The following is a 26,510-nucleotide window of genomic DNA, read 5'->3' as shown; positions in this document are numbered from 1 at the left end:
ACCCGGCCGCGCGGCGCTGGGCGCGCCGGGGGAGACCGGCGGCGGTGGCGGTGGCGCCGGCGCGTGCGGCCCCTCTGGCACGCCGAGAGGGGCAGCTGTTGCTGTCGTGTACATGGTGACCCGGTAAGGCCGTCCGGCCGGTCTTCCGGTCGGTCTTCCGATCGCGTTCGGGCCGTCCCCCGCACCGGCGGTTCGGAGCCCACGGGAGGGTGACGGCACGGGGGGCGTCGCACACAGGGCTCCGGACCTCGTAAGGTCGTGTCCGTGTTGGAGGAGATGCGGATACGGTCGCTCGGGGTCATCGACGACGCTGTCGTGGAGCTGTCACCCGGTTTCACCGCGGTGACCGGCGAGACCGGCGCGGGCAAGACCATGGTCGTCACCAGCCTGGGGCTGCTGCTCGGCGGACGTGCCGACCCCGCGCTGGTGCGGATCGGTGCCAAGGCCGCGGTCGTAGAGGGGCGGATCGCGCTGCGGCCCGGCAGCTCGGCGACCCTGCGGGCCGAGGAGGCCGGGGCCGAGCTCGACGAGGGCGCGCTGCTCGTCAGCCGTACCGTTTCGGCGGAGGGCCGCTCACGGGCGTTCCTCGGCGGGCGGTCGGTGCCGGTCGGGGTGCTCTCCGAACTCGCCGACGAGCTCGTCGCGGTGCACGGCCAGACCGACCAGCAGGGGCTGCTGCGCCCGGCCAGGCAGCGCGAGGCCCTCGACCGGTACGCCGGTGACGCGGTGGCGGGCCCCCTCGCCAAGTACGCGGGCGCCTACCGCCGGCTGCGGGCCGTCGCGGTCGAGCTGGAGGAGCTGATCACCCGGGCGCGTGAGCGTGCCCAGGAGGCCGATCTGCTGCGCTTCGGTCTTGACGAGATCGCCGCGGTCGAGCCGCTGCCCGGCGAGGACGCCGAGCTCGCGGCGGAGGCCGAACGGCTCGGGCACGCCGAGGCGCTCGCCTCGGCAGCGGCCGTCGCGCACGCCGCGCTGGCCGGCAACCCCGAGGACCCGGAGAGCGTGGACGCCACGACGCTGGTCGCGGGCGCCCACCGGGCCCTGGAGGCCGTACGCTCCCACGACCCCGCGCTCGCGGCGCTCGCCGAACGCATCGGCGAGGTCGCGATCCTGCTGGGCGACGTGGCGGGCGAACTCGCCGGATACGCCGACGACCTCGACGCCGACCCGTTGCGGCTCGCCGCCGTCGAGGAGCGCCGGGCCGCCCTGACCGCCCTGACCCGCAAGTACGGCGAAGACATCGCGGCCGTACTCGCCTGGGCGCAGGAGGGCGCGGCACGGCTGACCGAACTCGACGGTGACGACGACCGGATCGAGCAGCTCACGGCCGAGCGGGACGGGCTGCGCGACGAACTGTCCGTCCTGGCACAGGAGTTGACGGACGCGCGCACGGAGGCAGCGGCCCGGTTCGCCGAAGCCGTCACCGCCGAGCTCGCCTCCCTCGCGATGCCGCACGCACGGGTGTCGTTCTCGGTGAGCCAGAGCGAGTCCGCCGACGAGGCTTCGGGCGTGGAGGTCGGCGGGCGGAGCGTGGCGTACGGGCCGACCGGCGCCGACGAGGTCGAGCTGCTGCTCGCACCCCACCCGGGCGCACCGCCCCGTCCCATCGCCAAGGGCGCCTCCGGCGGCGAACTCTCGCGCGTGATGCTCGCGGTGGAGGTCGTCTTCGCCGGTACGGACCCGGTGCCGACGTATCTCTTCGACGAGGTCGACGCGGGCGTCGGCGGCAAGGCGGCGGTCGAGATCGGCCGCCGGCTCGCCAAGCTCGCCAAGTCGGCGCAGGTCGTGGTGGTCACCCACCTTCCGCAGGTCGCGGCCTTCGCCGACCGCCAGCTCCTGGTCGAGAAGACCAACGACGGCACCGTCACCCGGTCCGGGGTCACCGTTCTGGAGGGCGAGGACCGGGTCCGCGAGCTGTCGCGGATGCTGGCCGGCCAGGAGGACTCGGAGACGGCGCGGGCGCATGCCGAGGAACTCCTCGCGACGGCTCGCGCGGACGGCTAGCCCCTTTCGCCGCCGCGGCGGCCGGTTCCTGGGGTCGGTCCCAGGGGTCGGCCCTGCGGTCGGACCTGTGGTCGGCCCTGCGGTCGGACCTGTGGTCGGTTCCTGGGGTGTGCTTCGGCGGCCGGCTCTTGCGTCGGCTCCTGTCCGGTCCGCCTGTGAACGGGTCACCCCATGGCTCTCGTAGGGTGGCCCGTATGGCTGATGTGGCAGGTGCGATACGGGCGTTCGGTGTGGCGGGTGTGGTGACGCGGGGCGTCTACGCGGCGCTCAGGACCCGGCGCGATGCCCGGTTCGAGCGCCGGAACTACGCCGGGCGCACCGTCGACCTGTACTCCGGGCCCGCCGTCGCGCTCGGCGCGCTGGCCGGGTGCGCGACGCTGTCCACCCCGCGCGCCCGGGCGGCCGGGGTCCTCGCGGTCGGGGCGGGCGCGCTGTGCGGGGCGTACGACGATGTCCGGGGCGACCACCGGCGCGGGTTCCGGGCACACCTTGCCGCCCTGCGCGGCGGCGAAGTCACCAGCGGGGCCGTCAAGTTGACCGGGATCGGCGGGGCCGGGCTGGCGGCCGGGGCACTCCTCAAGGAGCGGCCCCTGGACAAGGTGCTCGCCGGGATCGTCGTGGCCGGCACCGCGCACCTGGTCAACCTCGTCGACCTGCGGCCCGGCCGGGCCACCGGCGTGGTGCTCGCGCTCGGCGCGTCGGGGTTGCGGCGGGGGGCCGCGGCGGCGGTGCCGATGGGGGCGGCGGTGGCGGTCCTCGCGGATGATCTCGGCGAGCGCACCATGATCGGGGACGGGGGTGCGCATGCGGTGGGGGCGGCTGTGGGGGTGGCCCTTGCGGGGGGCTGGGGGCGGGGTGGTCTTGTGGCGGGGGCGGTGGGGGTTCTGGGGGCCGCGGCGTGGGGGGAGTGGCGTGCGGTTCGCTGCGCGGCGGGGGCGGGAGTTGGGGGTGGGGCTTCTCGCGCAGTTCCTCGCGCCCCTGACCCCTCTTGATCCTGCGGGTCGTGGTCGCTTTTCGCGCAGTTCCTCGCGCCCCTGACCCCTCTTGATCCTGCGGGTCGTGGTCGCTTTTCGCGCAGTTCCTCGCGCCCCTGACCCCTCTTGATCCTGCGGGCTGTGGTCGCTTCTCGCGCAGTTCCCCGCGCCCCTAAAGCCCTTCGGTTCGCAGAGCGTGATCGGTCCTCGCGTCGCTCGGCCCCTGGCGTCTGTCAGTAGTGGGGTGGGGGTTCACCCTTGGGGGTGTTTTGGGGGTGGGGGTTGCTGGTGCGACACGGCAGGAAACTGCGGGCGGTGCCGGAACGTCCGTGCGGGCTGGCATCCTTGGCCGGGAATCATCGACCTTCACCGCCGACTCGGCCGTTCCGGGAGCCCGTTCACGTGTCAGAGCTGCGTACGGTCCAAGTGCTCGGCGGCGGCAGCGCGGGTAGTAGCGCGCACGTCAGGTCGCTCGCGGCCGGGCTGGTCGCGCGGGGTGTGCGCGTCACCGTCTGCGCCCCGGCGGAGCTGGAGCGGGAGTACGACTTCGCGGATTCCGGCGCCCGCTTCGTGCCGGTCGCGCGGCGCGGCGACCCCGGGTCGGTCGCCGCGCTGCGGGCCGCCTGCGCCGACGCCGACGTGGTCCACGCGCACGGGCTGCACGCCGCTGTCCGCGCCGCCCTGGCGCTTCGCGGCCGGAAGGGCGTTCCGCTGGTCGTCACCTGGCACACCCGTTCGCACGCCGAGGGCGCCCGCGGCCAGGTGCTGCGTCTGGTGGAGCGCCGGGTCTCGCGGGTCGCGGCGGTGGTGCTCGCCACCTCCTCCGACCTCGTCGACCGGGCCCGCGACCGCGGCGCGCGCGACGCCCGGCTCGCCCCCGTCGCGATCCCCGCGCCCCGCCCGCTCTCCGGGCTCCCGCACGGCAAGGCGCGGGCCGAACTCGGCGCCGTGGAGCGGCCGTTGCTGATGGCGGTGGGCAGTCTGGTCGCCCACCGCGGCTACGAGGTGCTCCTGGACGCCGCCCGCACCTGGCGCGACCTGGACCCCGTGCCACTGCTCGTCATCGCGGGGGAGGGGCCCGGCCGGGCCGCGTTGCAGCACCGTATCGAGGCCGAGGGACTGCCGGTCCGGCTCGTGGGGCGGCGCGACGACATCACCGAGCTGCTCGCCGCCGCCGACGTCGCGGTGCTGCCCAGCCGCTGGGAGGCCCGCTCGCTGCTCGCCCAGGAGGCGCTGCGCCTGGGCGTGCCGCTGGTCGCGACGGCCGTGGGCGGGGTCCCCGAGCTGGTCGGGGGCGCGGCCCTGCTCGTGCCGTACGGGGACGCGGAGGCGCTGGCCGACGCGGTGGTGGGCCTCCTCGCGGATCCCGGGGCACACCGCGCGCTCGCCGAGGCCGGACGGGTACAGGCCGGGAGCTGGCCCACCGAGGACGAAACGGTGGCCCAAGTCCTCGCCGTCTACGACGAGTTGACCGCCCCATAGACCTGCGGGGCAGCTTTTGCCGGGAGTTGGCGAGGCCCTGGGCCCGTTGGGCGCCGCCCGCGGCGAGTTGGCGGGCCACCAGCGGGTCACGGCCGGGCCTGCGGCGCTCCTGGACCGGGCGTTCAGCCCTGCGGGCCGGCCGCGTGCCGGCGGGCCCGCAGGGCGAGGGACAGGGCGAGCACCGTCTGGGGGTCGTCCAGGTCCGTGCCGAGAAGGTCCGCGATCCGGGCCAGGCGGTTGTACAGGGTCTGCCGGTTGAGATGGAGCTCGCGGGCCGTCTCGGCCTTGCGGCCCGCGTGCGCCAGATACGTCTCCAGGGTGGGCAGCAGGGGCGGCCGTGAGGCGCGGTCGTGGGTCTGGAGCGGGCCGATCGCCCGCTCCACGAACGCCGCGAGGTCGCGGTGGTCGCGCAGCCGCCACAGCAGCAGGTCGATGTCGAGGCGCCGGGCGTCGTACCAGCACCGCTCGGGCAGCCCCTGGGCGGCGGCCGCGGTCTCCGCCGCGTGTCTGAGCCCGGCGCCTGCCGCCGCCCAGCCGCCCGCCATCCCGACCACGACCACCGGCTGCGTCCCGGCCCGCGCGCCCATGAGCCCGGCCCGCTCGACCCCGGCGCGCAGGGCCGCCGCGACCCGGTCCGCGACCGCCGTGCGCTCCGACTCCGAGCGCAGCCCGAGCAGCAGCGGCACCCGGCCCTCGACGGGGCGTACACCGAGCAGGACCGGTACGCCCACCGACGACAGCTCTTCGAGGACGGCCCGCGCCAGGACCGCCCAGTTGCCCGTGGGGGCGAGCTCGGAGGCCAGGCGCATCACGACCGGCAGGAGCGGGCCCTCGCCGGGCTTGAAGCCGAGGACCTTGGCCTGGGCGGGGGCGTCCTCGGGGGTGATGCGGCCCTCGGCGAGGTCGGTCAGGAAGTCGCCCCGGCCGCGCGCGGCCAGCTCCTCCTCCTGGCGGGCCTGCATGAGGACGACCGCGAGGATGCCCGCCGCCCGTTCCGCCGCCATGCGGTGCACCGGCAACAGGGGCGGGCCGACCGCGAGCAGGGCCAGGCGGGCCCGCACCGAACCCGCGCCGGGCCCGCCGCCGGGCACATCCACCAGGACCGCGCCCGTGGGCGGCCCCGAGGCGCGGGCCTCGCGCTGGCCGCGCAGCCCCTCCCACACCTGGAGCGGGTCGGCGGCCGCCTCACCCGTCTCACAGGCGGCGGCGTACAGGAGCTGTCCGTCGGGGGTCTCCAAGAAGACCGGGTTGGCGGTGAAGTCGGCCAGGATGCCGAGGACTTGGGGTATGCCGCCGCCGCCCAGCAGCGCCTCCGTGCACCGCCGGTGGACCTCCTCGGCGCGTTGCAGCAGGGCGTAGTGGCCGTTGACGATCTCGGTGTGGATCTCCTCGGTCACCGCGACGAACGGCACCTCGCGGTGGAGCTGGACGAGGGGCAGGCCCGCGGCCCGCGCGGTCTCCACCAGGGTGGCGGGCAGCCGGGCGAAGCGCGGGCCGAGCTCGACGACGAGCGCGGCGATGCCCCGGTCCGCGAGCCGCCGCACGAAGGCGCGCTGTTCGGCGGGGCGGGTGCCGAGGCCGAGCCCGGTCGTCAGGAGCAGCTCGCCGCCCTTGAGCAGCGAGGCGATGTTGGGCACCTCGCCGGCGTGCACCCAGCGCACCGTGCGCTGGAGCCGCTCGGCGCCCGCCACGACCTCCGGAAGACCTCCGCGCAGCCCCGGCAGTTCCAGTGCCCGCTGCACGGTGATGCCGCCCTGCGTGTCCACTGCGCCCACCTCTCGTCCTGCGGGACCCGGAGCCCGACCCCGGGACGACACCGCACGCTACCTGCGGTTACGTACCGGAACCTGCCTTGTGTGGCATACGTCACGCGGGACGGCACGGCGGTGCGCCGGGACGCGGCAAGGCCGGCCCGACGCACCCCGGCCGCTCAGCCGCCGTACGCGCCCGAGGCGGTCAGCCGCAGGGCGGTGTCGATCAGCGGAACGTGGCTGAAGGCCTGCGGGAAGTTGCCGACCTGGCGCTGGAGGTGCGGATCCCACTCCTCCGCGAGCAGCCCCAGGTCGTTGCGGAGCGCCAGCAGCTTCTCGAAGAGCTTGCGTGCTTCGTCGACCCGGCCGATCATCGCGAGGTCGTCCGCCATCCAGAACGAACAGGCCAGGAACGCGCCCTCCTCGCCCAGCAGACCGTCCAGGTTGTCCGTGTCGTCGCTGGTCGTCGGGTAGCGCAGGATGAACCCGTCCGGTGTGGACAGCTCGCGCTGGATCGCCTCGATGGTGCCGATCACCCGCTTGTCGTCCGGCGGCAGGAAGCCCATCTGCGGGATCAGGAGCAGCGAGGCGTCCAGTTCCTGTGAACCGTAGGACTGGGTGAAGGTGTTGCGCTCCTTGTCGTAGCCCTTCTCGCAGACGTCCCGGTGGATGTCGTCGCGCAGTTGGCGCCACTTGTCGAGCGGGCCGTCGGCGTCGCCGGACTCGATGAGCTTGATGGTGCGGTCCACCGCGACCCAGGCCATCACCTTGGAGTGCACGAAGTGGCGGCGCGGCCCGCGCACCTCCCAGATGCCCTCGTCGGGCTGGTCCCAGTGGGTCTCCAGGTAGCGGATCAGCTTGAGCTGGAGCAGCGAGGCGTAGTCGTTGCGGGCCAGGCCCGTCATGTGGGCCAGGTGCAGCGCCTCGGTGACCTCGCCGTACACGTCGAGCTGGAGCTGGTGGGCGGCGCCGTTGCCGGCCCGTACCGGCGTCGAGTTCTCGTACCCCGGCAGCCAGTCGAGCTCGGTCTCGCCCAACTCCCGCTCGCCCGCGATCCCGTACATGATCTGGAGGTTCTCGGGGTCGCCCGCGACCGCCCGCAGCAGCCACTCGCGCCAGGCGCGGGCCTCCTCGCGGTAGCCGGTGCGCAGCAGCGAGGAGAGCGTGATCGCGGCGTCCCGAAGCCAGGTGTAGCGGTAGTCCCAGTTGCGCTCGCCGCCGAGGGTCTCGGGCAGCGAGGTGGTGGGCGCCGCCACGATGCCGCCGGTCGGGGCGTAGGTGAGCGCCTTGAGGGTGATCAGGGAGCGGACCACCGCCTCGCGGTAGGGCCCGTGGTAGGTGCAGTGCTCCACCCACTCGCGCCAGAAGTCCTCGGTCGCCTCCAGGGACGCCTCGGGCTCCGGCAGCGCCGGCGGCTCGCGGTGCGAGGGCTGCCAGCTGATGGTGAACGCGACGCGCTCGCCGGGCGAGACGGTGAAGTCGGAGTAGGTCGTGAGGTTCTTGCCGTACGTCTCGGCCTCGGTGTCGAACCACACCGAATCGGGCCCCGCGACCGCGACGGTTCGCGTGTCGTCGACCTTGTGCACCCAGGGGGTGATCCGCCCGTAACTGAACCGCATACGCAGCGTGGAACGCATCTGGACGCGGCCGGTGACCCCCTCCACGATGCGGATCAGCTGCGGGGCGCCGTCGCGCGGCGGCATGAAATCGGTCACCCGGACCGTGCCGCGCGGGGTGTCCCACTCCGATTCCAGGATGAGCGAGTCGCCCCGGTAGCGGCGGCGGTCGGCCGCCGGGGGAGCTTCGTCGGCACCGTGTGCCGGGCCGACCCGCCAGAAACCGTGTTCCTCGGTGCCGAGCAGTCCGGCGAAGACGGCGTGCGAGTCGAAGCGGGGCAGGCAGAGCCAGTCCGCCGTGCCGTCCCGGCAGACCAGTGCGGCGGTCTGCATGTCTCCGATGAGTGCGTAATCCTCGATGCGCCCGGCCACGTGCAATCTCCAGTCGAACGGCCACGTCCGCCCCCGGGGGGCGCTTACAGCGACAGCGGTCAAGGGTTCGCCAACGAGCGCATGTTCCCGATGACGGACGGGGTGGCGCCGTGCTACCAGGTGGCTCGGCAAGCGAGTGTCCGAGCAGGATACGACGCACCCCAGTGATCCGCTTGAGCCTCCATTGAACGCCACTGGGCCGAACGAGTGAGGCTCGTACTCACGGCTGACCAGCGGCATACAGAGCGTGGCCGGACGCGCTCTCCCCTGGGCGCTGATACCCTGGTAGCCCGTGGCCGGGTGCTGAAAAAAGCCCCGAACCGCAGCGACGGCGCCCTCTGAGATCTCGCGGGATTCGCACAAGATCCACACAGGGTGACCGGTACGCACTCCAGATCGCGACCACGGGAGCCCCCTCTTGGCCATGCAGCCCAAGGCTTTTCGAAACAGCACAGCCACGACGACCAAGCACATCTTCGTCACCGGGGGTGTCGCCTCTTCCCTCGGCAAGGGTCTGACTGCCTCCAGCCTGGGTGCGCTCCTCAAGGCGCGGGGCCTTCGGGTCACGATGCAGAAGCTCGACCCGTACCTGAACGTGGACCCGGGCACGATGAACCCGTTCCAGCACGGTGAGGTGTTCGTCACCAACGACGGCGCCGAGACGGACCTGGACATCGGCCACTACGAGCGGTTCCTGGACGTCGACCTGGACGGGTCCGCCAACGTGACGACCGGCCAGGTCTACTCGCAGGTCATCGCCAAGGAGCGGCGCGGCGAGTACCTGGGCGACACGGTGCAGGTCATCCCGCACATCACCAACGAGATCAAGCACCGCATCCGCCGGATGGCGACGGACGACGTCGACGTGGTCATCACCGAGGTCGGCGGCACGGTCGGCGACATCGAGTCGCTGCCGTTCCTGGAGACCGTCCGCCAGGTCCGCCACGAGGTCGGCCGCGACAACGTGTTCGTGGTGCACATCTCGCTGCTGCCCTACATCGGCCCCTCGGGCGAGCTGAAGACCAAGCCGACCCAGCACTCGGTCGCCGCCCTGCGCAACATCGGCATCCAGCCCGACGCGATCGTGCTGCGCGCCGACCGCGAGGTGCCGCTGTCGATCAAGCGCAAGATCTCGCTGATGTGCGACGTGGACGAGGCGGCCGTGGTCGCCGCCATCGACGCCAAGTCGATCTACGACATTCCCAAGGTGCTGCACACCGAGGGCCTGGACGCCTATGTCGTCCGCAAGCTGGACCTGCCGTTCCGCGATGTGGACTGGACGCAGTGGGACGACCTGCTCGACCGGGTCCACAACCCGCTGCACGAGGTGACCGTCGCCCTGGTCGGCAAGTACATCGACCTGCCCGACGCCTACCTCTCGATCACCGAGGCCATGCGGGCCGGCGGCTTCGCCAACAAAACCCGGGTCAAGGTCAAGTGGGTCACCTCCGACGACTGCAAGACCCCGGCCGGCGCGAAGAAGCACCTCGGCGACGTGGACGCGATCCTGGTCCCCGGCGGCTTCGGCGACCGTGGTGTGAACGGCAAGATCGGCGCGATCCAGTACGCCCGGGAGAACAAGGTGCCGCTGCTCGGCATCTGCCTGGGCCTCCAGTGCATCGTCATCGAGGCGGCGCGCAACCTGGCCGGCATCCCGGACGCCAACTCCACCGAGTTCGACGCCGCCACCGCCCACCCCGTCATCTCGACGATGGAGGAGCAGCTCGCCTACGTCGAGGGCGCGGGCGACCTGGGCGGAACGATGCGCCTGGGCATGTACCCGGCGAAGCTCGCCGAGGGATCCGTCGTCCGCGAGGCCTACGGCGACCAGCCCTACGTCGAGGAGCGCCACCGCCACCGCTACGAGGTGAACAACGCCTACCGCGCGGAGCTGGAGAAGAAGGCGGGCCTCGTCTTCTCGGGCACCTCGCCCGACAACAAGCTCGTGGAGTACGTCGAGTACCCGCGCGAGGTGCACCCCTACCTCGTCGCCACCCAGGCCCACCCGGAGCTGCGCTCGCGCCCCACGCGCCCGCACCCGCTGTTCGCCGGACTGGTCAAGGCGGCCGTGGAGCGGCAGCAGGAAGCGCGCGAGGCGGCCAAGCCCGCCAAGTGATCGGTGCACGTTAACGTTGCCGGGGTACGGGTCCTTGGGGCCCGTGCCCCGGTTTCTGTTGTACGCGCACTGTGGAGGACGTCGACATGGCCCTTGAGGACACCGCCGAACACTGGCAGGTCGTGGCGAGTGCCACCCCCTTCACCGGCCACAAGACCAGCGTGCGCACCGATGACGTCGTGATGCCCGACGGCGCGGTGCACCAGCGCGACTACCAGGTCCACCCCGGCTCGGTGGCGATCCTGGCCCTGGACGACGAGGGCCGGGTCCTGGTCCTTCGCCAGTACCGCCACCCGGTGCGGCACAAGCTCTGGGAGATCCCGGCCGGCCTGCTGGACGTGCCGGGCGAGAACCCCCTGCACGCCGCCCAGCGCGAGCTGTACGAGGAGGCCCACGTCAAGGCCGAGCGGTGGCACGTCCTGACCGATGTGTTCACGAGCCCCGGCGGCAGCGACGAGGCCGTACGGATCTTCCTGGCCCAGGACCTGTCCGAGGCGGACGGCGAGCGCTTCGAGGTCGCCGAGGAGGAGGCCGACATGGAGCTGGCCCGGGTCCCCGTCGACGAACTCGTGCGCGGGGTGCTCGCGGGCGAGCTGCACAACACGTGTCTGGTGGTCGGCGTGCTCGCGCTGTCGGCCGTCCTGCGCGGCGACGGCGTCGAGGCGCTGCGCCCGGCCGGGGCGCCCTGGCCGGCCCGCCCCTTCGAGGACTAGGACCGGCGCCGCTCCGAGCCGCCGGTCACCTTCGATCACGTCCCGTCCTGCCCGATCTGAAAATCTGCTGATCCGATCGGGCGACATCTCCGCCGCGCTCCACCCAAACGGTCACGAAGCGTGAACTACGCTCGGACTGCCCGTGCGGAGACCCGCACGGTCTCCAGGTGCTCAGGCGGACGGAGCGTGGCCCGTGACGGATCAGGCGGTGGACGTGGGTGGCACTGCCGCCGGGCAGCGCACGCATCAATTCCTGGGCAGGCAGCGCGAGTTGAAGGAACTCCGGGCCGACATCGAACGGGCCGGACTTGACACCCTGTCAGGAAAGAAGTCGCCCCGGCCCAGGGTCCTGCTGATCGCGGGCCGCCCCGGATCGGGACGCTCCGCGCTCGCCGCCGAGCTGGCCCGCCAGGTGGCCGGCGACTACCCCGACGGCGCCCTGCGCGCCACGCTCACCGAACCCGGCGGGACCCGTGTCCCCGTCGACCGCGTCGCCCGGGACCTCCTGGACGCCCTGAAGGTCCCGGCGCCACCCGGCGCGGGTCAGGACGAGCTGACCGAGCTGGTCCGCGGGGCGCTCGCGGGCCGCCGGGCGATCGTGCTGCTCGACGACGCGGCCGACGCGGAACAGGTCGGCCCCCTGCTGCCCGACACCTCCCGCTGCCTGGTCGTGGCGACCGCCGAAGGCCCCCTCACCGGGATCCCCGACGTACGCCCCTGCACCCTGGGCGGCCTCGACGTGAAGTCGGCCGTCGAACTCCTGGAGGGCTACACCGGCGCCGTGCGGGTCACCGTCGACCCGCGCGCCGCCGAGACCCTCGTGGAGGCCTGCGGCGGACAGCCCGCCGCCCTGGTGCTGGTCGGCGGCTGGCTCGCGGCCCGCCCCAAGGCCGCCGTCGCCGACGTGGCCAAGCAACTGCGCACCATGTCCGAGGAGACGGCCGAACTCCCCATTGCCGCCCAGCCGTTGGCCCGCGCCTTCCGCCTCGTCTACGCATCGCTGTCGCAGCCGGCCGCGCGGATACTGCGACTGCTCGCGCTCGCCCCGGCCGGCCTCGCCGACGCGCACACCGCCTCCGCCCTCGCGGGCTGCTCGGTCTCGGGCGCCCAGTCGGCGCTGACCGACTTCGTGGCGTACGGCCTGCTGCGCAGGGATCCGGCCGCGCCCGAGCAGTACCGGGTCCCCGGCGCGCTCGCGCCGCTGCTGCGCGCGCTGTGCGAGAGCGTGGACCGGCCGGGGGAGGTGCAGCTCGCCCGCGCCCGGATGCTGGAGCGGACGGTACGGCTGCTCCAGTCCTGCCGCGCGGTCACCGAACCGGAGGGCTCGCCCGCCCGCAGGAAGCTCGCGGGACTGCCCCGCGCCCTGCGCTTCCCGAACGCGGCCCTCGCCGACGCCTGGCTCACCGGCCGGGGGCCCGCGCTGCTCGCGGCCGCCCGGCTCGCGGTGGAGGACGGCGAGCTCGACACCCTGGCCCGGCGCCTGGTGGCCGCGCTGGTGCGGGCGCTCGCCGCGCACCGGGGGGCCGAGGCCGCCGCCCCCGAGCTGTACGGCCTGCACCAACTGGTCCTCGACGTGGCCGAGCGGCGCGAGCTGCACCGGGAGAAGGCCGCGGCCTTGCTGAACCTCGGCGACCTGGACGCGCGGACCGGGCGCACCACCGAGGCCCTGGCCCGCTACCGGGCCGCCCTGGACGCGGGCCGCGCCGCGAACGACCCGTACGCGACGGCCCGTGCGATGGAATCCGTAGGCGGCGCCCACCAGGAGCTGGGGGACTGGCAGCGGGCCTCCGACTGGTACGGGCGCGCCCTGTCCCAGCGGCTCGCGCGCGGCGAGCGCGCCGACGAGGCCCGGCTGTACGGACGCCTCGCCACCGTGCACACCTACGCGGGCCGCTACGGCGAGGCACTGCGCGGCTGGCGGGCCGCGGTGGCCGGATACCGCCGCCTCGGCGATCTCCCCAGCCAGGCAAGGGCGTTGAGCGAGGTGGCCCGGGTCCAGGAGTACGCGGGGCGCCCCGAGGAGTCGCTGCGCACGTGCCGGCAGGCCGTGGAGCTCGCCCGCGAGGCCGGTGATCTGCGCCTCGAGGCCGCGCTCCAGCTCCGTCTCGCCGACACTCTGGACCGGCTGGGCGACCCCACGGCGGCGCGGTTGCACCGGTCCACAGCCGATCGATTGTTGGAAGATGAGCCATCGGAGCCAGGGAGCCTACGAAATCCGTAGTGCTTCAGCCAAAGATTAAAGCTTTGTAAGGGTAGACAGCGGGAAGACCTTCATTAGACTGGGTGAGCCGCAGCCTCCTGTGGTGCCCCCGGTGCGCCCTTCCGCGTACGGGTATGTATGGCATTGCCCCCGTTTACCCCCCTGAGTCAAGGACCGTGATCGACGTGAAGGTCGGTATCCCCCGCGAGGTCAAGAACAACGAGTTCCGGGTGGCCATCACCCCCGCCGGCGTGCACGAGCTCGTACGCCACGGCCACCAGGTCTTCGTCGAGCAGAGCGCCGGTGTCGGCTCCTCGATCACGGACGCCGAGTACGTCGCGGCCGGCGCGGAGATCCTCGCCACCGCGGACGAGGTCTGGGCCACCGCCGACCTGCTGCTCAAGGTCAAGGAGCCCATCGCGGAGGAGTACCACCGCCTGCGCAAGGACCAGACGCTCTTCACCTACCTGCACCTCGCCGCCTCCCGCGAGTGCACGGACGCCCTGCTGGAGTCCGGCACCACCGCGATCGCGTACGAGACCGTCGAGACGGCCGGCCGCCAGCTCCCGCTGCTCGCCCCGATGTCCGAGGTCGCGGGCCGGCTCGCCCCGCAGGTCGGCGCCTACCACCTGATGCGCTCGGCCGGCGGCCGCGGCGTGCTGCCCGGCGGCGTCCCCGGCACCCACGCCGGCAAGGCGGTCGTCATCGGCGGCGGCGTCTCCGGCTGGAACGCCACGCAGATCGCCGTGGGCATGGGCTTCCACGTGACCCTGCTCGACAAGGACATCAACAAGCTCCGCGAGGCCGACAAGATCTTCGGCACCAAGGTGCAGACGATCGTCTCCAACGCCTACGAGCTGGAGAAGGCCGTCGTCGAGGCCGACCTCGTCGTCGGCGCGGTGCTCATCCCCGGCGCCAAGGCCCCGAAGCTGGTCACCAACGAGCTCGTCGCCAAGATGAAGCCCGGAAGTGTCCTTGTCGACATCGCCATCGACCAGGGCGGCTGCTTCGAGGACTCGCGTCCGACCACCCACGCCGAGCCGACCTTCATGGTCCACAACTCGGTCTTCTACTGCGTCGCCAACATGCCGGGCGCCGTGCCCAACACCTCCACCTACGCCCTCACCAACGCCACGCTGCCCTACATCGTGTCGCTGGCGAACAACGGCTGGGTCGAGGCGCTGCGTCGCGACGCCGCCCTCGCGCTCGGCCTCAACACCCATGACGGCCAGGTCGTTTACGGCCCCGTCGCCGAGGCCCACGGCCTCGACCAGGTCGAGCTGCACACGCTTCTCGGCTAGGCGGAAGGCGGTTCGTCAACCGGACCGTCAACCGCGTACACCCGGCCGGACCTTGTCGACCAAGGTCCGGCCGGATGTGTGTCGCGACACTTCCGCCCGCCCCGGAACGACTCGCTCAACTCGCCTCGAACGTAACCCTTTAACCGTTTCGCGCACTGGTGAAACGTGCGCGTCGATGCCCGTACGCCCTTGACAGAGGGGTGTTCGGTTGCCGACACATCGGGCCGGGTCCGGCGGATTGTGTTGCTGCGGACCGGTGACACGCCATAGAGTCGCCAACCGTCGGCATGGTGCCACGCTGACCTATCGATAAAGTTTCCTGGTCACGTCCAAGGAGGTAAGACGACTTGTGAATGAGTCGACATTTACTCCCGGAGGTGGTCAGTCCGGAATCCCTGTGGGGATGTCCGTACGGGGCCTGAGCCCTTCGGGGCCCGAGGCTGTCGGCTCCGTCGCGGTCCGCACCTTCGAAACCACCCAGCACATGACGACAGCCCCACGGATGATGGACGGCCTACACGTGAACGCCACGGCCGGCAACGAGAGCGGCCGGGACACCGCCGCGCTCGCCGACTTTGACGAGGTGCCCCAGGGGCACTTCTACGACCCCGACGCCGAGTACGAGCCCGACCCCGAGTACGCGGCCACCCTCGCACCCGACGCCGCGCGCCAGCGCCGCGAGCGGATCGGCCCGACCGGACGGCCGCTGCCGTACTTCCCGATCCCGGGTCCGCTGACCGACCACGGTCCCGCGAAGATCATCGCGATGTGCAACCAGAAGGGCGGCGTGGGCAAGACGACGTCGACCATCAACCTGGGTGCCGCGCTCGCGGAGTACGGGCGCCGCGTGCTGCTCGTCGACTTCGACCCGCAGGGAGCCCTGTCGGTCGGCCTCGGCGTGAACCCGATGGAACTCGACCTCACCGTCTACAACCTGCTCATGGAGCGGGGCATGTCGGCCGACGAGGTGCTGCTCAAGACCGCGGTCCCCAACATGGACCTGCTGCCGAGCAACATCGACCTGTCCGCCGCCGAGGTGCAGTTGGTGAGCGAGGTCGCGCGCGAGTCCACGCTCCAGCGGGCGCTCAAGCCGCTGATGCAGGACTACGACTACATCGTGATCGACTGTCAGCCCTCGCTCGGCCTGCTCACCGTGAACGCCCTGACGGCGGCTCACAAGGTGATCGTGCCGCTGGAGTGCGAGTTCTTCGCGCTGCGCGGTGTCGCGCTGCTGACCGAGACGATCGAGAAGGTGCAGGAACGCCTCAACCCCGACCTGGAGTTGGACGGCATCCTCGCCACGATGTACGACTCGCGCACCGTGCACAGCCGTGAGGTGCTGGCCCGCGTGGTCGAGGCCTTCGACGACCACGTCTACCACACGGTCATCGGCCGGACCGTGCGCTTCCCGGAGACCACGGTCGCCGGTGAGCCCATCACGACGTACGCCTCCAACTCCGTCGGCGCGGCCGCCTACCGTCAGCTCGCCAGGGAGGTGCTCGCCCGGTGTCACGCCGAGTGAGTCTGCCCGGGGCCGACGAGCTGTTCCGTACGACCGGGGGGATGGCGCTCTCGCCGTCCGCCCCCAGGCGGGGGCCGGGCAACGAGGCGCGGGTGCCGGCTCCGGCGGGCGAGAGCGAGCCGGTGTCCGCCGAGTCCGCCCCCGAGGCCGAGCACAGCGCGGCCGATGAGGACCCGGGCTCCGGCGAACCGCGCAGCCGGGGCGCCGCCGAGGCGGAGACCGCCCAGGGCCGGCGCACCCCCGCGCAGGGCGGCTCCGGCACCGCGCAGCAGCGGCGCCGCCAGCGGGCGGCCAACCGGCGGCCCAGCGGGCGCGAGCGGCACGACGAGAAGATCACCGTGTACGTCTCCGCGGAGGAGCTGATGGACCTGGAGCACGCGCGCCTGGTCCTGCGCGGTGAGCACGGGCTCGCGGTCGACCGCGGCCGGATCGTGCGGGAGGCCGTCGCCGTCGTCCTCGCCGACCTGGAGTCGCGCGGCGACGCGAGCATTCTCGTACGGCGTCTTCGGGGGCGTTAGCCGTTAGCCTGCGCCGTGCGGCCGCGTGCCGCCCGCGCTTCGTACCGCCCGCTCCGCACCCCTGGAAAGCCCCTTGCCCACCGCCGACGAACCGGACGCTCCCGCCGCGCGGGGGGCTCGCCGTGTGCTCGGGCGGGGGCCGGGGGGTGTTCACCCCGCCCCGCCCCTTGCCGAAGGCCCTGATCGGGCCGCCTCGGGGGTGGCAGAGGGCCCGGACGCTCCGTCCCCGGAACCACCGGCCGCTCCCGTCGGGGCGCCGGACCCCTCGTCGGCGTCCGCGGACCGTCCCGGGCCGGTCGCGGGGTTCCCCGCGCCCCTGGGGGTGCGCACCGAGGCCGAGGATTCCGGGGCCCACCCCGTCGCCGGGCAAGGCGTCTGCGACGAACCCGCCGGTGACGGCAGGTTCACCGTGCGGCTCGCCAACTTCGAGGGGCCCTTCGATCTGCTCCTCCAGCTGATCTCCAAGCACAAGATGGACGTCACCGAGGTGGCCCTGTCCACGGTCACCGACGAGTTCATGGCGCACATCCGGGCCATGGGCCCGGACTGGGACCTGGACCAGACGACCGAGTTCCTCGTCGTCGCGGCCACCCTGCTCGACCTCAAGGCCGCCCGCCTGCTGCCCGCCGCCGAGGTGGAGGACGAGGCCGATCTGGCGCTGCTGGAGGCGCGGGACCTGCTGTTCGCGCGGCTCCTGCAGTACCGCGCGTACAAGCGCGTCGCGGACATCTTCAGCGAGCGGCTCGATGCCGAGGCGCGCCGGTATCCGCGCACCGTCGGCCTGGAGCCGAGGCTCGCCGAGCTGCTGCCCGAGGTCGTGATCAGCGTCGGCGCCGAGGGCTTCGCCAAGCTCGCCGTCAAGGCCATGCAGCCGAGGGCCGCGCCCCAGGTGTACGTCGACCACATCCACGCCCCGCTGGTCTCGGTGCGCGAGCAGGCGGAGATCGTCGTGGCGCGGCTGCGGGAGGCGGGGGAGGCCAGCTTCCGGGTGCTGGCCGAGGACGCCCCGGACACGCTCACCGTGGTCGCCCGGTTCCTGGCCCTGCTGGAGCTGTACCGCGAGAAGGCCGTCGTCCTGGACCAGGACGAGGCGCTGGGGGAGCTGATGGTGCGCTGGAGCGGTGGCGAGGGCGATACGGCGCCGACGGTGACCGACGAGTTCGACCACGTGGTGACGGAGGAGCAGGCGTGAGCGAGGAGCTGGAGCTTAAGCCGGCCCTGGAAGCCGTCCTCATGGTCGTCGACGAGCCCGCGAGCGAGGAGCACCTCGCCAAGGTCCTGGAGCGGCCCACAAGGGCCGTGGCGGACGCCCTGCGGGAGCTGGCCGACGAGTACACCTCCCAGGGCCGGGGCTTCGAGCTGCGGCTGGTGGCGGGCGGCTGGCGGTTCTACAGCCGGGCCGCGTACGCCGACGCCGTCGAGGGCTTCGTCCTGGACGGCCAGCACGCCCGGCTCACCCAGGCCGCCCTGGAGACCCTGGCGGTCGTCGCGTACCGCCAGCCGGTGAGCCGATCGAGGGTCTCCGCGGTGCGCGGAGTGAACTGTGACGGGGTCATGCGGACCCTGCTCCAGCGGGGTCTGGTCGACGAGGCGGGCACGGAACCCGAAACAGGTGCGATCCTGTACAGGACGACGAACCACTTTCTGGAGCGGATGGGCCTGCGCGGCCTGGACGAGCTCCCGGAGCTGGCGCCCTTCCTCCCCGAGGCGGACGCGATCGAGGCCGAGACCCTGAAGGGTGCTTTGTCGTTCGACCCGGACGCGCCCGACGCGCCGGAAACCCCCGCAGACGACAAGACGGAAATGTGATGCGAAGCAGCAGCGGCAGGAACAGCAGCGGAAACAACGGCGGGAGCCGTGGTGGCAACAGCGGCGGCCGCGGCAGCAGTGGCGGTGGCGGTGGCGGCCGGGGCGGATCCGGCGGCGGCCAGCGCCAGGGCGGCGGCCCGCGCCAGAGCGGCAGCGGCAAGCCGCGTCCGCTGCGCCCCGAGGAGCGCACCTACGACGTGGGCGGCGGCTCGTCCTCCGACGCCCCCCGCGGCGGCCGCGGCACCTCCGCGCGCGGCGGCGCCAAGGGCGGCCCCAAGGCGCCCCAGGGCGGCACCCCGGTCCGCCGCGGCCCGCACGGCCAGCGCCTGGGCCAGGCCCGCCCGCGCGAGCTCGACGCCAAGATCGAGCAGCGCAACCGGGACCGGTACGCGGACAAGCCGGACGTGAAGACCCCCAAGACGTTCCCCGGCGCCGAGCAGGAGGGCGAGCGGCTCCAGAAGGTGCTCGCCCGGGCCGGCATGGGTTCGCGCCGCGCCTGCGAGGAGCTGATCGAGCAGGCCCGCGTCGAGGTCAACGGCGAGATCGTGCTCGAACAGGGCAAGCGCGTCGACCCCGAGCGGGACGAGATCAAGGTGGACGGCCTCACCGTCGCCACCCAGTCGTATCTGTTCTTCGCCCTGAACAAGCCGGCCGGCGTCGTCTCCACCATGGAGGACCCGGACGGCCGCCAGTGCCTCGGTGACTACGTCACCAACCGCGAGACGCGCCTGTTCCACGTGGGGCGGCTCGACACCGAGACCGAGGGCATCATCCTGCTCACCAACCACGGCGAGCTGGCCCACCGTCTGACCCACCCCAAGTACGGCGTGAAGAAGACCTACCTGGCCGCCATCACGGGCCCGCTGCCGCGCGAGATCGGCAAGCGGCTCAAGGAGGGCATCCAGCTGGAGGACGGCTACGCGCGGGCCGACGCCTTCCGGGTCATCCAGCAGACCGGCAAGAACTACCTCGTCGAGATCGAGCTGCACGAGGGCCGCAAGCACATCGTGCGCCGCATGATGGCCGAGGCCGGCTTCCCGGTCGAGAAGCTGGTGCGCGTCGGGTTCGGCCCGATCGGGCTCGGCGACCAGAAGTCCGGCTGGCTGCGCCGCCTCACCAACACCGAGGTCGGCATGCTGATGCGCGAGGTCGAGCTCTAGAGGCCCCAACTCCCGCCGCGAGAGCCCGGTTTCCCCGTTCTGGGGAGCCGGGCTCTTCGCGTCGTGCGCGGCCCCGAAGCCTTGTGCGGGTCCCCGAACACCTTTATAGTCAGAGTGACCATTAAGGGGGGAGGCGGCGTGAAGCATCACCAACACGGCCCGGGCGACGGCTCGTTCGGCCCGCCGAGCGTCGGCCACCACCACCTCGTACGCTCCGTCACCGCGCACGCCGGTGAACTCCCGCCTGGCGAGGGCGAGTTCACCAGTGGCGACGTGTCTCGGGAGCGGCGATGACCGCCGTCGGCCCCCGGGCGCGGGAGGGGGGCGCCCGGGAGCCGGCGGCAAAGGTGCCCGAGGGGTACGACCCGCACGCCTTCGCGCCGTTCGCCGTCACCGTGGACCTCGCCGTCTTCACCGTCCGCGACGGCGCCCTGCACGCGCTGCTCATCCGCCGCGGCCAGGACCCGTACGCGGGGGCCTGGGCGCTGCCCGGCGGGTTCGTGCTGCCGCGCGAGTCCGCCGAGCTCGCGGCCCGGCGCGAACTGGCCGAGGAGACGGGGCTGGCCGACGACGTGGTGGCCACCCTCCACCTGGAACAGCTGCGCACCTACAGCGAGCCGGACCGCGACCCCCGGATGCGGGTCGTCTCGGTCGCGTACACCGCGCTCGTGCCCGACCTGCCCGAACCGCGCGGCGGCGGCGACGCGGCGCACGCCGAGTGGGTCCCCTTCGGCGCCTGCGGACGCCTCGCCTTCGACCACGCCGACATCCTGGCCGACGCCCACGAACGCGTCGGCGCCAAGCTCGAATACTCCTGCCTCGCCATCTCGTTCTGCCCGCCGGAGTTCACCCTCGGCGAGCTCCGGCAGGTGTACGAGACGGTCTGGGGCACCGCGCTCGACCGCCCCAACTTCCGCCGCAAGGTGCTGGCCACGCCCGGCTTCGTCGAGCAGGTGGCAGGCGCCTCGCGGCTGACCGGCGGCCGGGGCAAACCGGCCGCGCTCTACCGGGCGGGCCCCGCGACCGCGCTGCACCCGCCCCTGATGCGCCCGGAGGGACGACAGACATGAACCGCTCCGCTCGACAGACGGCCACCGGTGCCTTGATCGGTCTCGCGCTGGGGGACGCCCTCGGCTTCCCGACCGAGTTCAACGATGTGCCCGCGATCCTCGCCACGTGCGGGCCATGGCGCGAGATGGCGCTGCCCACGCCCGCGATCGTCACCGACGACACCCAGATGACCCTCGCTCTCGGCCGCGGCATCCGTACCGCCATGGACCGCGGACTGCTCGGCCCGCTGCGCCTGGAGCGGCCGGTCCGCGAGGAGTTCGTCGACTGGTACCACTCGCCCGAGAACAACCGCGCCCCCGGCCGCACCTGCCTGGTCGCCTGCGCCCAGCTCGACCGCGGACTGCCCTGGCAGCAGGCCAGCCGGCTCGACTCCAAGGGCTGCGGCGCCAACATGCGGGTCGCGCCCATCGGGCTCGTGCCGGGCCTGAGCGAGGAACAGCGGGCGGGCGCCGCCCAGTTGCAGGCCGCGCTCACCCACGGCCACCCCACCGCCCTCGCCGCCTCCGACCTCACCGCGCGCGCCGTCTTCCTGCTCGCCCAGGGCGCCGACCCGATGGGCCTGGTCGGCCAGCTGCGTTCGTACGCGTACGAGAACCGCAGCCGCTATCACGAGCGCTGGCTCGGCGACCTGTGGACGTACGCGCAGGACCCGACCCCCGGCCACTTCATCGCGCGCGGCTGGGACGAGTGCCTCGACGCCCTCGACCGGGTGCTCAAGGCGCTCCGCACGCCCTCGCCCGAGACCGACCCCTGCCTCGACACCGGTGACGGCTGGGTGGCCGAGGAAGCCTTCGCCACCGCCCTGCTCTGCTTCCTGCTCTTCCCCGACGAGCCCCTCACCGCGCTGCGCCGGGCGGCCTGCACCCAGGGCGACTCGGACTCCATCGCCTGCCTGACCGGCGCGTTCGCGGGCGCCCACCTCGGGGTGGCGGCCTGGCCCAAGGAGTGGGCGGAGCGCATCGAGTACCGCAGCGAACTGCTGACCCTGGGGGCGCTCTGGGATGCTTGAGCCCGCCTCGCTACTGCCCGGCGACGCCACCGGGCACGACGCGCCGCACGACGTCGTCGTACGCGTCCGCCTTCAGGGCTGACTCGCGCCGCACGCGGAACAGGAACTCCGCCACCCTGGCCCGGTCGGGCTCGGGCGGCAGGGGAGAGGTGGCGGCCGCCTCGTCGGCCTCGGCCGTCAGGCGGATCATCCAGGACTCCACCTCGGGCCAGGACACCTCCCCGCGCCTGACCGCCAGCAGACGGTCCCGTCCGGCGCCGACGTCGATCGTGAGCGCGCCGGTGCGCAGCAGATCGCGGCAGCTCGTCAGGAGCCGCAGCAGATGCATGGCGTGCTTCCACCGGGGCGCCCCGTGCAGGCGGACGTCGGCGTCGAGCTTCTTGCGCTGGCCGAGCGCGTAGCGGACGAAGGTCCGGTGGGCCCGGCGGGACAGGAACGCCTCGCGCAGGGCGAGCAGTTCACGTCCCGTGTCGTCGACGTACTCGACCAGCGGGGAGTGCAGGCACTCCAGGATGTTCGGGTTGGCGCGCAGCGCCAGTTCGCAGAACCGCTCCAGCTCCCAGCCGAACTGCTCGGGGGCCGGGCCCTCGACATGGGTCGGCGGCTTCTCGAAGCCCCAGAACAGCGCGGTCGGCGCGAGGTAGACCCCGCGGACGTCGGTGTCGCTGTCCTCGGTCGCGAGGCCGAAGGCGCGCGAGCCCATGACGCAGGAGTAGACGGTGTGGTCGGCGACGAGCTCTTCGGGCGTCATGACACCCATCGTCGCCGGTCAGGGCAGCAGGATCGAACCCTTATGGACAGTGATCGGCTGGGCGGGCAGCGGACGCGGGGCCGGGCCGTGCGCCACCGAGGCGTCCGCGATCCGGTACTTGCTGCCGTGGCAGGGGCAGTTGATGGTGCCGTCCGACACCGTGGAGACCGTGCAGCCCTGGTGGGTGCAGATCGCCGAGAAGCCCTTGAAGGTGCCCGCCACGGGCTGGGTGACGACCACCTTCCGGTCGGCGAAGACCTTCCCGCCGCCGACCGGGATGTCCGACGTTCTGGCGAGGACCCGACCGGCGCCGGCGGACGCGCTCGGCTCCCCGGACGCGCTCGGTTCCCCGGACGCGCTCGGCCCGGCGGACGCCACCGGCGGGCTAGGAGCGGCGGAGGCGGCGCCGCTGGGCGCACTCGGGGTGGGCGTCGAACTCCCGCCGCCGTCACCGGAGTTGGAACAACCCGCCAGCGCCGCCGCGCCCGCCGCCGCCACGAGAACCGTCCGGCGGCTGTTGACTGCTTCCATCGTGTGCTCCTCAGGTCTCACCTCACACGCCCGGAAGGACGCGCGGCAGGAGCATCCTGGCGTCCCGGGAGCCCGGGACGAAGCACCGACGGGGCGCATGCCGCCTTTCGTGCGTCCGTCTCCTGCGTGCGGCCCCCCGCCGCGGAGGAGCACCGGGTCAGCTCCGCGACACGAGGCCGAGCGCGCGGCCCCCGGCGTCCCGGCGCACGTCCAGGACCGCGGTCACGGCCGCCCGCTCGACCGGCCCGTACACATGCGGGAACAGCACGCTCCCCGCGCCCTCCCAGCGGACCTCGGCGGCCAGCGCCGACTCCTCGACGCACAGCACCACGAGCGGTCCCGGCACGTCCCGGTAGCGGGCGTCGGCGACGGCCAGGGCCGAGGCCTCGTCGGCCGAGCAGTGCACGAAGCCCTCGGCGGCGAGCGAGGGCGGGCGGTAGGGCAGGTGCGGGTCGGCCGACCACTCGTCCAGAGGAACCACATGCAGGATCATGCGCCGGTTGTACCGCACCCCCGGTCCGGCCGTGACACGCACGGACACCGTGGCCGCCCCGTCCCGAGGGGCGACCGCCGCCGCCGTGTGCCGACGGCCCTGACTACGCTGAACGGGAACGAAGTCGAAGGCCGGAGTCCGAGGAGTACGTCGTGGCGGTACGAGCGGTCCGTGGGGCCGTCCAGCTGGAGCGGGACGAAGCCGGGCACATGGACGAGCAGGTCGGCGCGCTGCTCACCGAGATCCTGGAGCGCAACGGCCTGACCCCCGACGACCTCATCAGCATCTGGTTCACCGCCACCCCCGATCTGCGCAGCGACTTCCCGGCCGCCGCCGCGCGCCAGCTCGGCATCACCGACGTGCCCCTGATCTGTGCGCAGGAACTCGACATCGCCGGGGCCATGCCCCGCGTGGTGCGGATCCTCGCGCACGTCGAGACCTACCTCGACCGCGCCGAGATCGCCCACGTCTACCTCGGCTCCGCCGCCGCCCTGCGCAAGGACATCGCCCAGTGAGAACCGCCCTCGTCATCGGTACCGGCCTGATCGGCACCTCCGCCGCCCTGGCCCTCGCGAGCCGCGGGATCACCGTGCACCTCGCCGACCACGACCCCGGCCAGGCCCGCACCGCCGCGGCGCTCGGGGCCGGCACGGACGAGGCCCCCGGCGGCCGGGTCGACCTCGCCGTCGTCGCCGTACCGCCCGCCCATGTGGCCGCCACCCTGGCCGAGGCGATCCGCGGCGACCTGGCCCGGGCCTACATCGACGTGGCCAGCGTCAAGGGCGGCCCGCGCCGCGAGCTGCTCGCGCTGGGCTGCGACCTGGGCTCCTACATCGGTACGCACCCGATGGCCGGCAAGGAGCGCTCGGGCCCCCTCGCCGCCACCGCCGACCTCTTCGAGGGCCGGCCCTGGGTGCTGACGCCGACCCGGGACACCGACACCGAGGTGCTCAACCTGGCGCTCGAACTGGTCGCGCTGTGCCGTGCCGTGCCGGTCGTCATGGACGCCGACGCCCACGACCGCGCCGTGGCACTCGTCTCGCACACCCCGCAACTGGTCTCCTCGATGGTCGCCGCCCGCCTGGAGGAGGCCGACGAGACGGCGGTACGCCTGTGCGGCCAGGGCATCCGCGACGTCACCCGCATCGCGGCCTCCGACCCCCGGATGTGGGTCGAGATCCTCTCCGCCAACCCGGGCCCGGTCGCCGACGTCCTGTCGGGGATCGCCGCCGACCTCGACGAGACCGTACGCGCCCTGCGCTCCTTGGAGTCCGCCGACGAGGACAAGCGGCGCGGCGGCGCCGCCGGCATCGAGGACGTGCTGCGGCGCGGGAACGCCGGCCGGGTCCGGGTGCCGGGCAAGCACGGCGCGGCGCCCGCCACGTACGAGATCGTCGCCGTTCTGATCAGCGACGAGCCCGGCGGTCTCGCACGGCTCTTCGCGGACGCGGGCCGGGCCGGGGTCAACATCGAGGACGTCCGCATCGAGCACGCCACCGGTCAGCAGGCGGGTCTGGTCCAGCTCATGGTCGAGCCGTCCGCGGCCCCCGGCCTGAGCGCCGCGCTGCGCGAGCGGGGCTGGTCCCTCAGGCAGTGACGCGGCCCTCCCGCCCGGGCGGGACGGGGGGCTCGCCCGAGCCAGTAACCTGGTACGGGGCGGATTTGCGTCCCGAGCATCCCCCGCCCCGTACCAGGAAGGTGTCCGTCACCGTGGAAACCGCCGCCCGGACCGCTCCGGCAGCAGTGATTGTCGCCATCGACGGCCCCTCCGGCACCGGCAAGTCCAGCACCTCCAAGGCGGTCGCCGCCAAGCTGGGGCTGAGCTACCTGGACACCGGCGCCCAGTACCGGGCGATCACCTGGTGGATGATCAGCAACGGGATCGACATCGACGACCCGGCGGAGATCGCCGTGGCGGCGGCCAAGCCCGTGATCGTCTCCGGCACCGACCCGTCGGCGCCGACCATCACCGTCGACGGCGAGGACGCCTCCGGCCCGATCCGCACCCAGGACGTCACCTCCAAGGTGAGCGCCGTCAGCGCGGTCCCCGAGGTGCGCGCCCTGATCACCCAGCTCCAGCGCGACATCGCGGCGGCCGCCGGGCAGGGCATCGTGGTCGAAGGCCGTGACATCGGCACCACCGTGCTGCCCGACGCCGACCTGAAGGTGTTCCTGACCGCGTCCCCCGAGGCGCGCGCGGCCCGCCGCAGCGGCGAGATCAAGGGCGCCGACGTGACGGCCACCAAGGAAGCCCTGATCAAGCGGGACGCGGCGGACTCCGGCCGCAAGACCTCCCCGCTGGCCAAGGCCGACGACGCCGTCGAGGTCGACACCACCGAGCTCACCCTGGACCAGGTCATCGAGTGCGTCGTCACCCTCATCGAGGAGAAGCGAGCCGCCAAGTGACAGCAGTACCTGTCGCCGAGCGGGGCGCGGAGATCGGGCGCCGGATCGGCGTCGGCCTGATGTACGGGCTGTGGAAGCCCAGGGTGCTGGGCGCCTGGCGGGTCCCGGCGAGCGGTCCGGTGATCCTCGCCGTCAACCACTCCCACAACATCGACGGCCCGATGGTCATGGGCACCGCCCCGCGCGGCACCCATTTCCTGATCAAGAAGGAAGCCTTCATCGGGCCGCTCGGCCCCTTCCTCGAAGGCATCGGCCAGCTCAAGGTGGACCGGACGGTCGCCGACCGCGCCGCGATCACCGACGCGCTCGCCGTCCTCGAGCGGGGCGGTGTCCTCGGCATCTTCCCCGAGGGCACCCGGGGTGACGGCGACTTCGCCTCGCTGCGGGCCGGCCTCGCGTACTTCGCGGTGCGGTCGGGGGCGCCCATCGTCCCCGTGGCCGTCCTGGGAAGCACCGAGCGCCGCGGACGGTTGATAAAGGGGCTGCCACCCCTGCGCAGCCGCGTCGACGTGGTCTTCGGCGACGCCTTCCAGGCGGACGACGGCGGCGGACGCCGCACCCGCAAGGCGCTCGACGAGGCCACCGTCCGCATCCAGGACCGGCTCACCGGCCACCTGGAGCACGCCCGGCGCCTGACCGGGCGCCGCACGCCGGGCGCCTGACCGGGCGCCAGGCCAGACTTTCAGTAGTGGACCGCTCGATCGCGCTCCA

At 73.1% G+C, this 26,510-nt stretch carries 24 protein-coding genes; 19 read left to right on the top strand and 5 right to left on the bottom strand.

Going from position 1 to position 26,510, the window contains the following annotated elements; translation table 11 throughout:
- Positions 1 to 258: 258 nt before the first annotated feature.
- The 3 genes from recN (at position 259) to N4G70_RS30525 (ending at position 4,460) form a co-directional block, all read left to right on the top strand.
- Positions 259 to 2,004, top strand: a complete 1,746-nt coding sequence (gene recN / locus N4G70_RS30535) for a DNA repair protein RecN (protein ID WP_261715996.1) — start codon at positions 259 to 261, stop codon at positions 2,002 to 2,004.
- Between the two features lie 194 nt (positions 2,005 to 2,198).
- Positions 2,199 to 2,996, top strand: coding sequence for a hypothetical protein (locus tag N4G70_RS30530; RefSeq protein ID WP_261715995.1), 798 nt, complete (start codon positions 2,199 to 2,201; stop codon positions 2,994 to 2,996).
- A gap of 384 nt (positions 2,997 to 3,380) precedes the next feature.
- The gene (locus N4G70_RS30525; RefSeq protein ID WP_261715994.1) at positions 3,381 to 4,460 is read left to right on the top strand and encodes a glycosyltransferase family 4 protein; all 1,080 of its coding nucleotides are present in this window, start codon (positions 3,381 to 3,383) and stop codon (positions 4,458 to 4,460) included.
- A 122-nt stretch (positions 4,461 to 4,582) separates the two neighbouring features.
- On the opposite strand, the gene N4G70_RS30520 is transcribed toward N4G70_RS30525, so the two are convergent.
- Together N4G70_RS30520 and N4G70_RS30515 are read right to left on the bottom strand one after the other, a co-directional pair.
- A complete protein-coding gene (locus N4G70_RS30520; RefSeq protein ID WP_261715993.1) occupies positions 4,583 to 6,226 on the bottom strand; it encodes a PucR family transcriptional regulator in 1,644 nt (547 codons plus the stop codon).
- Positions 6,227 to 6,390: 164 nt separating this feature from the next.
- On the bottom strand, positions 6,391 to 8,199 hold the full coding sequence (locus N4G70_RS30515) for a glycoside hydrolase family 15 protein (protein ID WP_399037416.1): 1,809 nt from the start codon (positions 8,197 to 8,199) through the stop codon (positions 6,391 to 6,393).
- 424 nt (positions 8,200 to 8,623) lie between these two features.
- Here N4G70_RS30515 and N4G70_RS30510 point away from each other — a divergent pair, with 424 nt between their 5' ends.
- From N4G70_RS30510 to N4G70_RS30455, 12 genes are all read left to right on the top strand, one after another.
- Entirely contained in the window at positions 8,624 to 10,315 is a 1,692-nt protein-coding gene (locus N4G70_RS30510) for a CTP synthase (RefSeq protein WP_261716009.1), read from the top strand.
- A gap of 86 nt (positions 10,316 to 10,401) precedes the next feature.
- Complete coding sequence (locus N4G70_RS30505) at positions 10,402 to 11,028, top strand: NUDIX hydrolase (protein ID WP_261715992.1); 627 nt, start codon at positions 10,402 to 10,404, stop codon at positions 11,026 to 11,028.
- A gap of 193 nt (positions 11,029 to 11,221) precedes the next feature.
- A complete protein-coding gene (locus N4G70_RS30500; RefSeq protein WP_399037413.1) occupies positions 11,222 to 13,249 on the top strand; it encodes a tetratricopeptide repeat protein in 2,028 nt (675 codons plus the stop codon).
- 164 nt (positions 13,250 to 13,413) lie between these two features.
- On the top strand, positions 13,414 to 14,529 hold the full coding sequence (ald, locus tag N4G70_RS30495; protein ID WP_261715991.1) for an alanine dehydrogenase: 1,116 nt from the start codon (positions 13,414 to 13,416) through the stop codon (positions 14,527 to 14,529).
- A 403-nt stretch (positions 14,530 to 14,932) separates the two neighbouring features.
- The gene (locus tag N4G70_RS30490; RefSeq protein WP_261715990.1) at positions 14,933 to 16,051 is read left to right on the top strand and encodes a ParA family protein; all 1,119 of its coding nucleotides are present in this window, start codon (positions 14,933 to 14,935) and stop codon (positions 16,049 to 16,051) included.
- Positions 16,036 to 16,569 (top strand): hypothetical protein, encoded by a 534-nt coding sequence (locus N4G70_RS30485; protein WP_261715989.1) that lies wholly within the window; start codon positions 16,036 to 16,038, stop codon positions 16,567 to 16,569. Before N4G70_RS30490 ends, N4G70_RS30485 begins: the two co-directional genes overlap by 16 nt.
- Before the next feature lie 73 nt (positions 16,570 to 16,642).
- Positions 16,643 to 17,761: a ScpA family protein gene (locus N4G70_RS30480; RefSeq protein WP_261715988.1), complete on the top strand. Its 1,119-nt coding sequence runs from the start codon at positions 16,643 to 16,645 to the stop codon at positions 17,759 to 17,761.
- Positions 17,758 to 18,378, top strand: a complete 621-nt coding sequence (gene scpB, locus N4G70_RS30475) for an SMC-Scp complex subunit ScpB (protein WP_261715987.1) — start codon at positions 17,758 to 17,760, stop codon at positions 18,376 to 18,378. The genes N4G70_RS30480 and scpB overlap by 4 nt, the downstream gene beginning before the upstream one ends.
- Positions 18,378 to 19,538 carry a pseudouridine synthase gene (locus N4G70_RS30470; protein WP_261715986.1) on the top strand — a complete coding sequence of 387 codons (1,161 nt, stop codon included), beginning with the start codon at positions 18,378 to 18,380 and terminating at the stop codon, positions 19,536 to 19,538. The genes scpB and N4G70_RS30470 overlap by 1 nt, the downstream gene beginning before the upstream one ends.
- A 138-nt stretch (positions 19,539 to 19,676) precedes the next feature.
- Positions 19,677 to 19,832 (top strand): hypothetical protein, encoded by a 156-nt coding sequence (locus N4G70_RS30465; RefSeq protein WP_261715985.1) that lies wholly within the window; start codon positions 19,677 to 19,679, stop codon positions 19,830 to 19,832.
- Positions 19,829 to 20,608, top strand: a complete 780-nt coding sequence (locus N4G70_RS30460) for an NUDIX hydrolase (RefSeq protein WP_261715984.1) — start codon at positions 19,829 to 19,831, stop codon at positions 20,606 to 20,608. The genes N4G70_RS30465 and N4G70_RS30460 overlap by 4 nt, the downstream gene beginning before the upstream one ends.
- Positions 20,605 to 21,618 carry an ADP-ribosylglycohydrolase family protein gene (locus tag N4G70_RS30455; RefSeq protein WP_261715983.1) on the top strand — a complete coding sequence of 338 codons (1,014 nt, stop codon included), beginning with the start codon at positions 20,605 to 20,607 and terminating at the stop codon, positions 21,616 to 21,618. Before N4G70_RS30460 ends, N4G70_RS30455 begins: the two co-directional genes overlap by 4 nt.
- Positions 21,619 to 21,628: 10 nt before the next feature.
- On the opposite strand, the gene N4G70_RS30450 is transcribed toward N4G70_RS30455, so the two are convergent.
- From N4G70_RS30450 to N4G70_RS30440, 3 genes are all read right to left on the bottom strand, one after another.
- Complete coding sequence (locus N4G70_RS30450; protein ID WP_261715982.1) at positions 21,629 to 22,369, bottom strand: nucleotidyltransferase domain-containing protein; 741 nt, start codon at positions 22,367 to 22,369, stop codon at positions 21,629 to 21,631.
- 18 nt (positions 22,370 to 22,387) lie between these two features.
- Positions 22,388 to 22,900, bottom strand: coding sequence for a Rieske (2Fe-2S) protein (locus N4G70_RS30445; RefSeq protein ID WP_261715981.1), 513 nt, complete (start codon positions 22,898 to 22,900; stop codon positions 22,388 to 22,390).
- A 157-nt stretch (positions 22,901 to 23,057) separates the two neighbouring features.
- On the bottom strand, positions 23,058 to 23,393 hold the full coding sequence (locus tag N4G70_RS30440; protein ID WP_261715980.1) for a DUF952 domain-containing protein: 336 nt from the start codon (positions 23,391 to 23,393) through the stop codon (positions 23,058 to 23,060).
- A 152-nt stretch (positions 23,394 to 23,545) separates the two neighbouring features.
- Between N4G70_RS30440 and aroH the strand changes: the two genes are divergently transcribed.
- The 4 genes from aroH (at position 23,546) to N4G70_RS30420 (ending at position 26,461) form a co-directional block, all read left to right on the top strand.
- Entirely contained in the window at positions 23,546 to 23,908 is a 363-nt protein-coding gene (aroH, locus tag N4G70_RS30435; RefSeq protein WP_261715979.1) for a chorismate mutase, read from the top strand.
- The gene (locus N4G70_RS30430) at positions 23,905 to 24,990 is read left to right on the top strand and encodes a prephenate dehydrogenase (RefSeq protein WP_261715978.1); all 1,086 of its coding nucleotides are present in this window, start codon (positions 23,905 to 23,907) and stop codon (positions 24,988 to 24,990) included. The genes aroH and N4G70_RS30430 overlap by 4 nt, the downstream gene beginning before the upstream one ends.
- A 101-nt stretch (positions 24,991 to 25,091) precedes the next feature.
- Positions 25,092 to 25,799, top strand: a complete 708-nt coding sequence (cmk, locus tag N4G70_RS30425; protein ID WP_261715977.1) for a (d)CMP kinase — start codon at positions 25,092 to 25,094, stop codon at positions 25,797 to 25,799.
- Positions 25,757 to 26,461, top strand: a complete 705-nt coding sequence (locus N4G70_RS30420) for a 1-acyl-sn-glycerol-3-phosphate acyltransferase (RefSeq protein WP_261715976.1) — start codon at positions 25,757 to 25,759, stop codon at positions 26,459 to 26,461. The genes cmk and N4G70_RS30420 overlap by 43 nt, the downstream gene beginning before the upstream one ends.
- Positions 26,462 to 26,510 lie beyond the last annotated feature (49 nt).

This window comes from Streptomyces sp. ASQP_92, from assembly GCF_025399895.1.
GTDB lineage: Bacteria > Actinomycetota > Actinomycetes > Streptomycetales > Streptomycetaceae > Streptomyces.
Note: the sequence above shows the minus strand (reverse complement) of the source record. Positions and strands in the feature narration are given on the sequence as shown.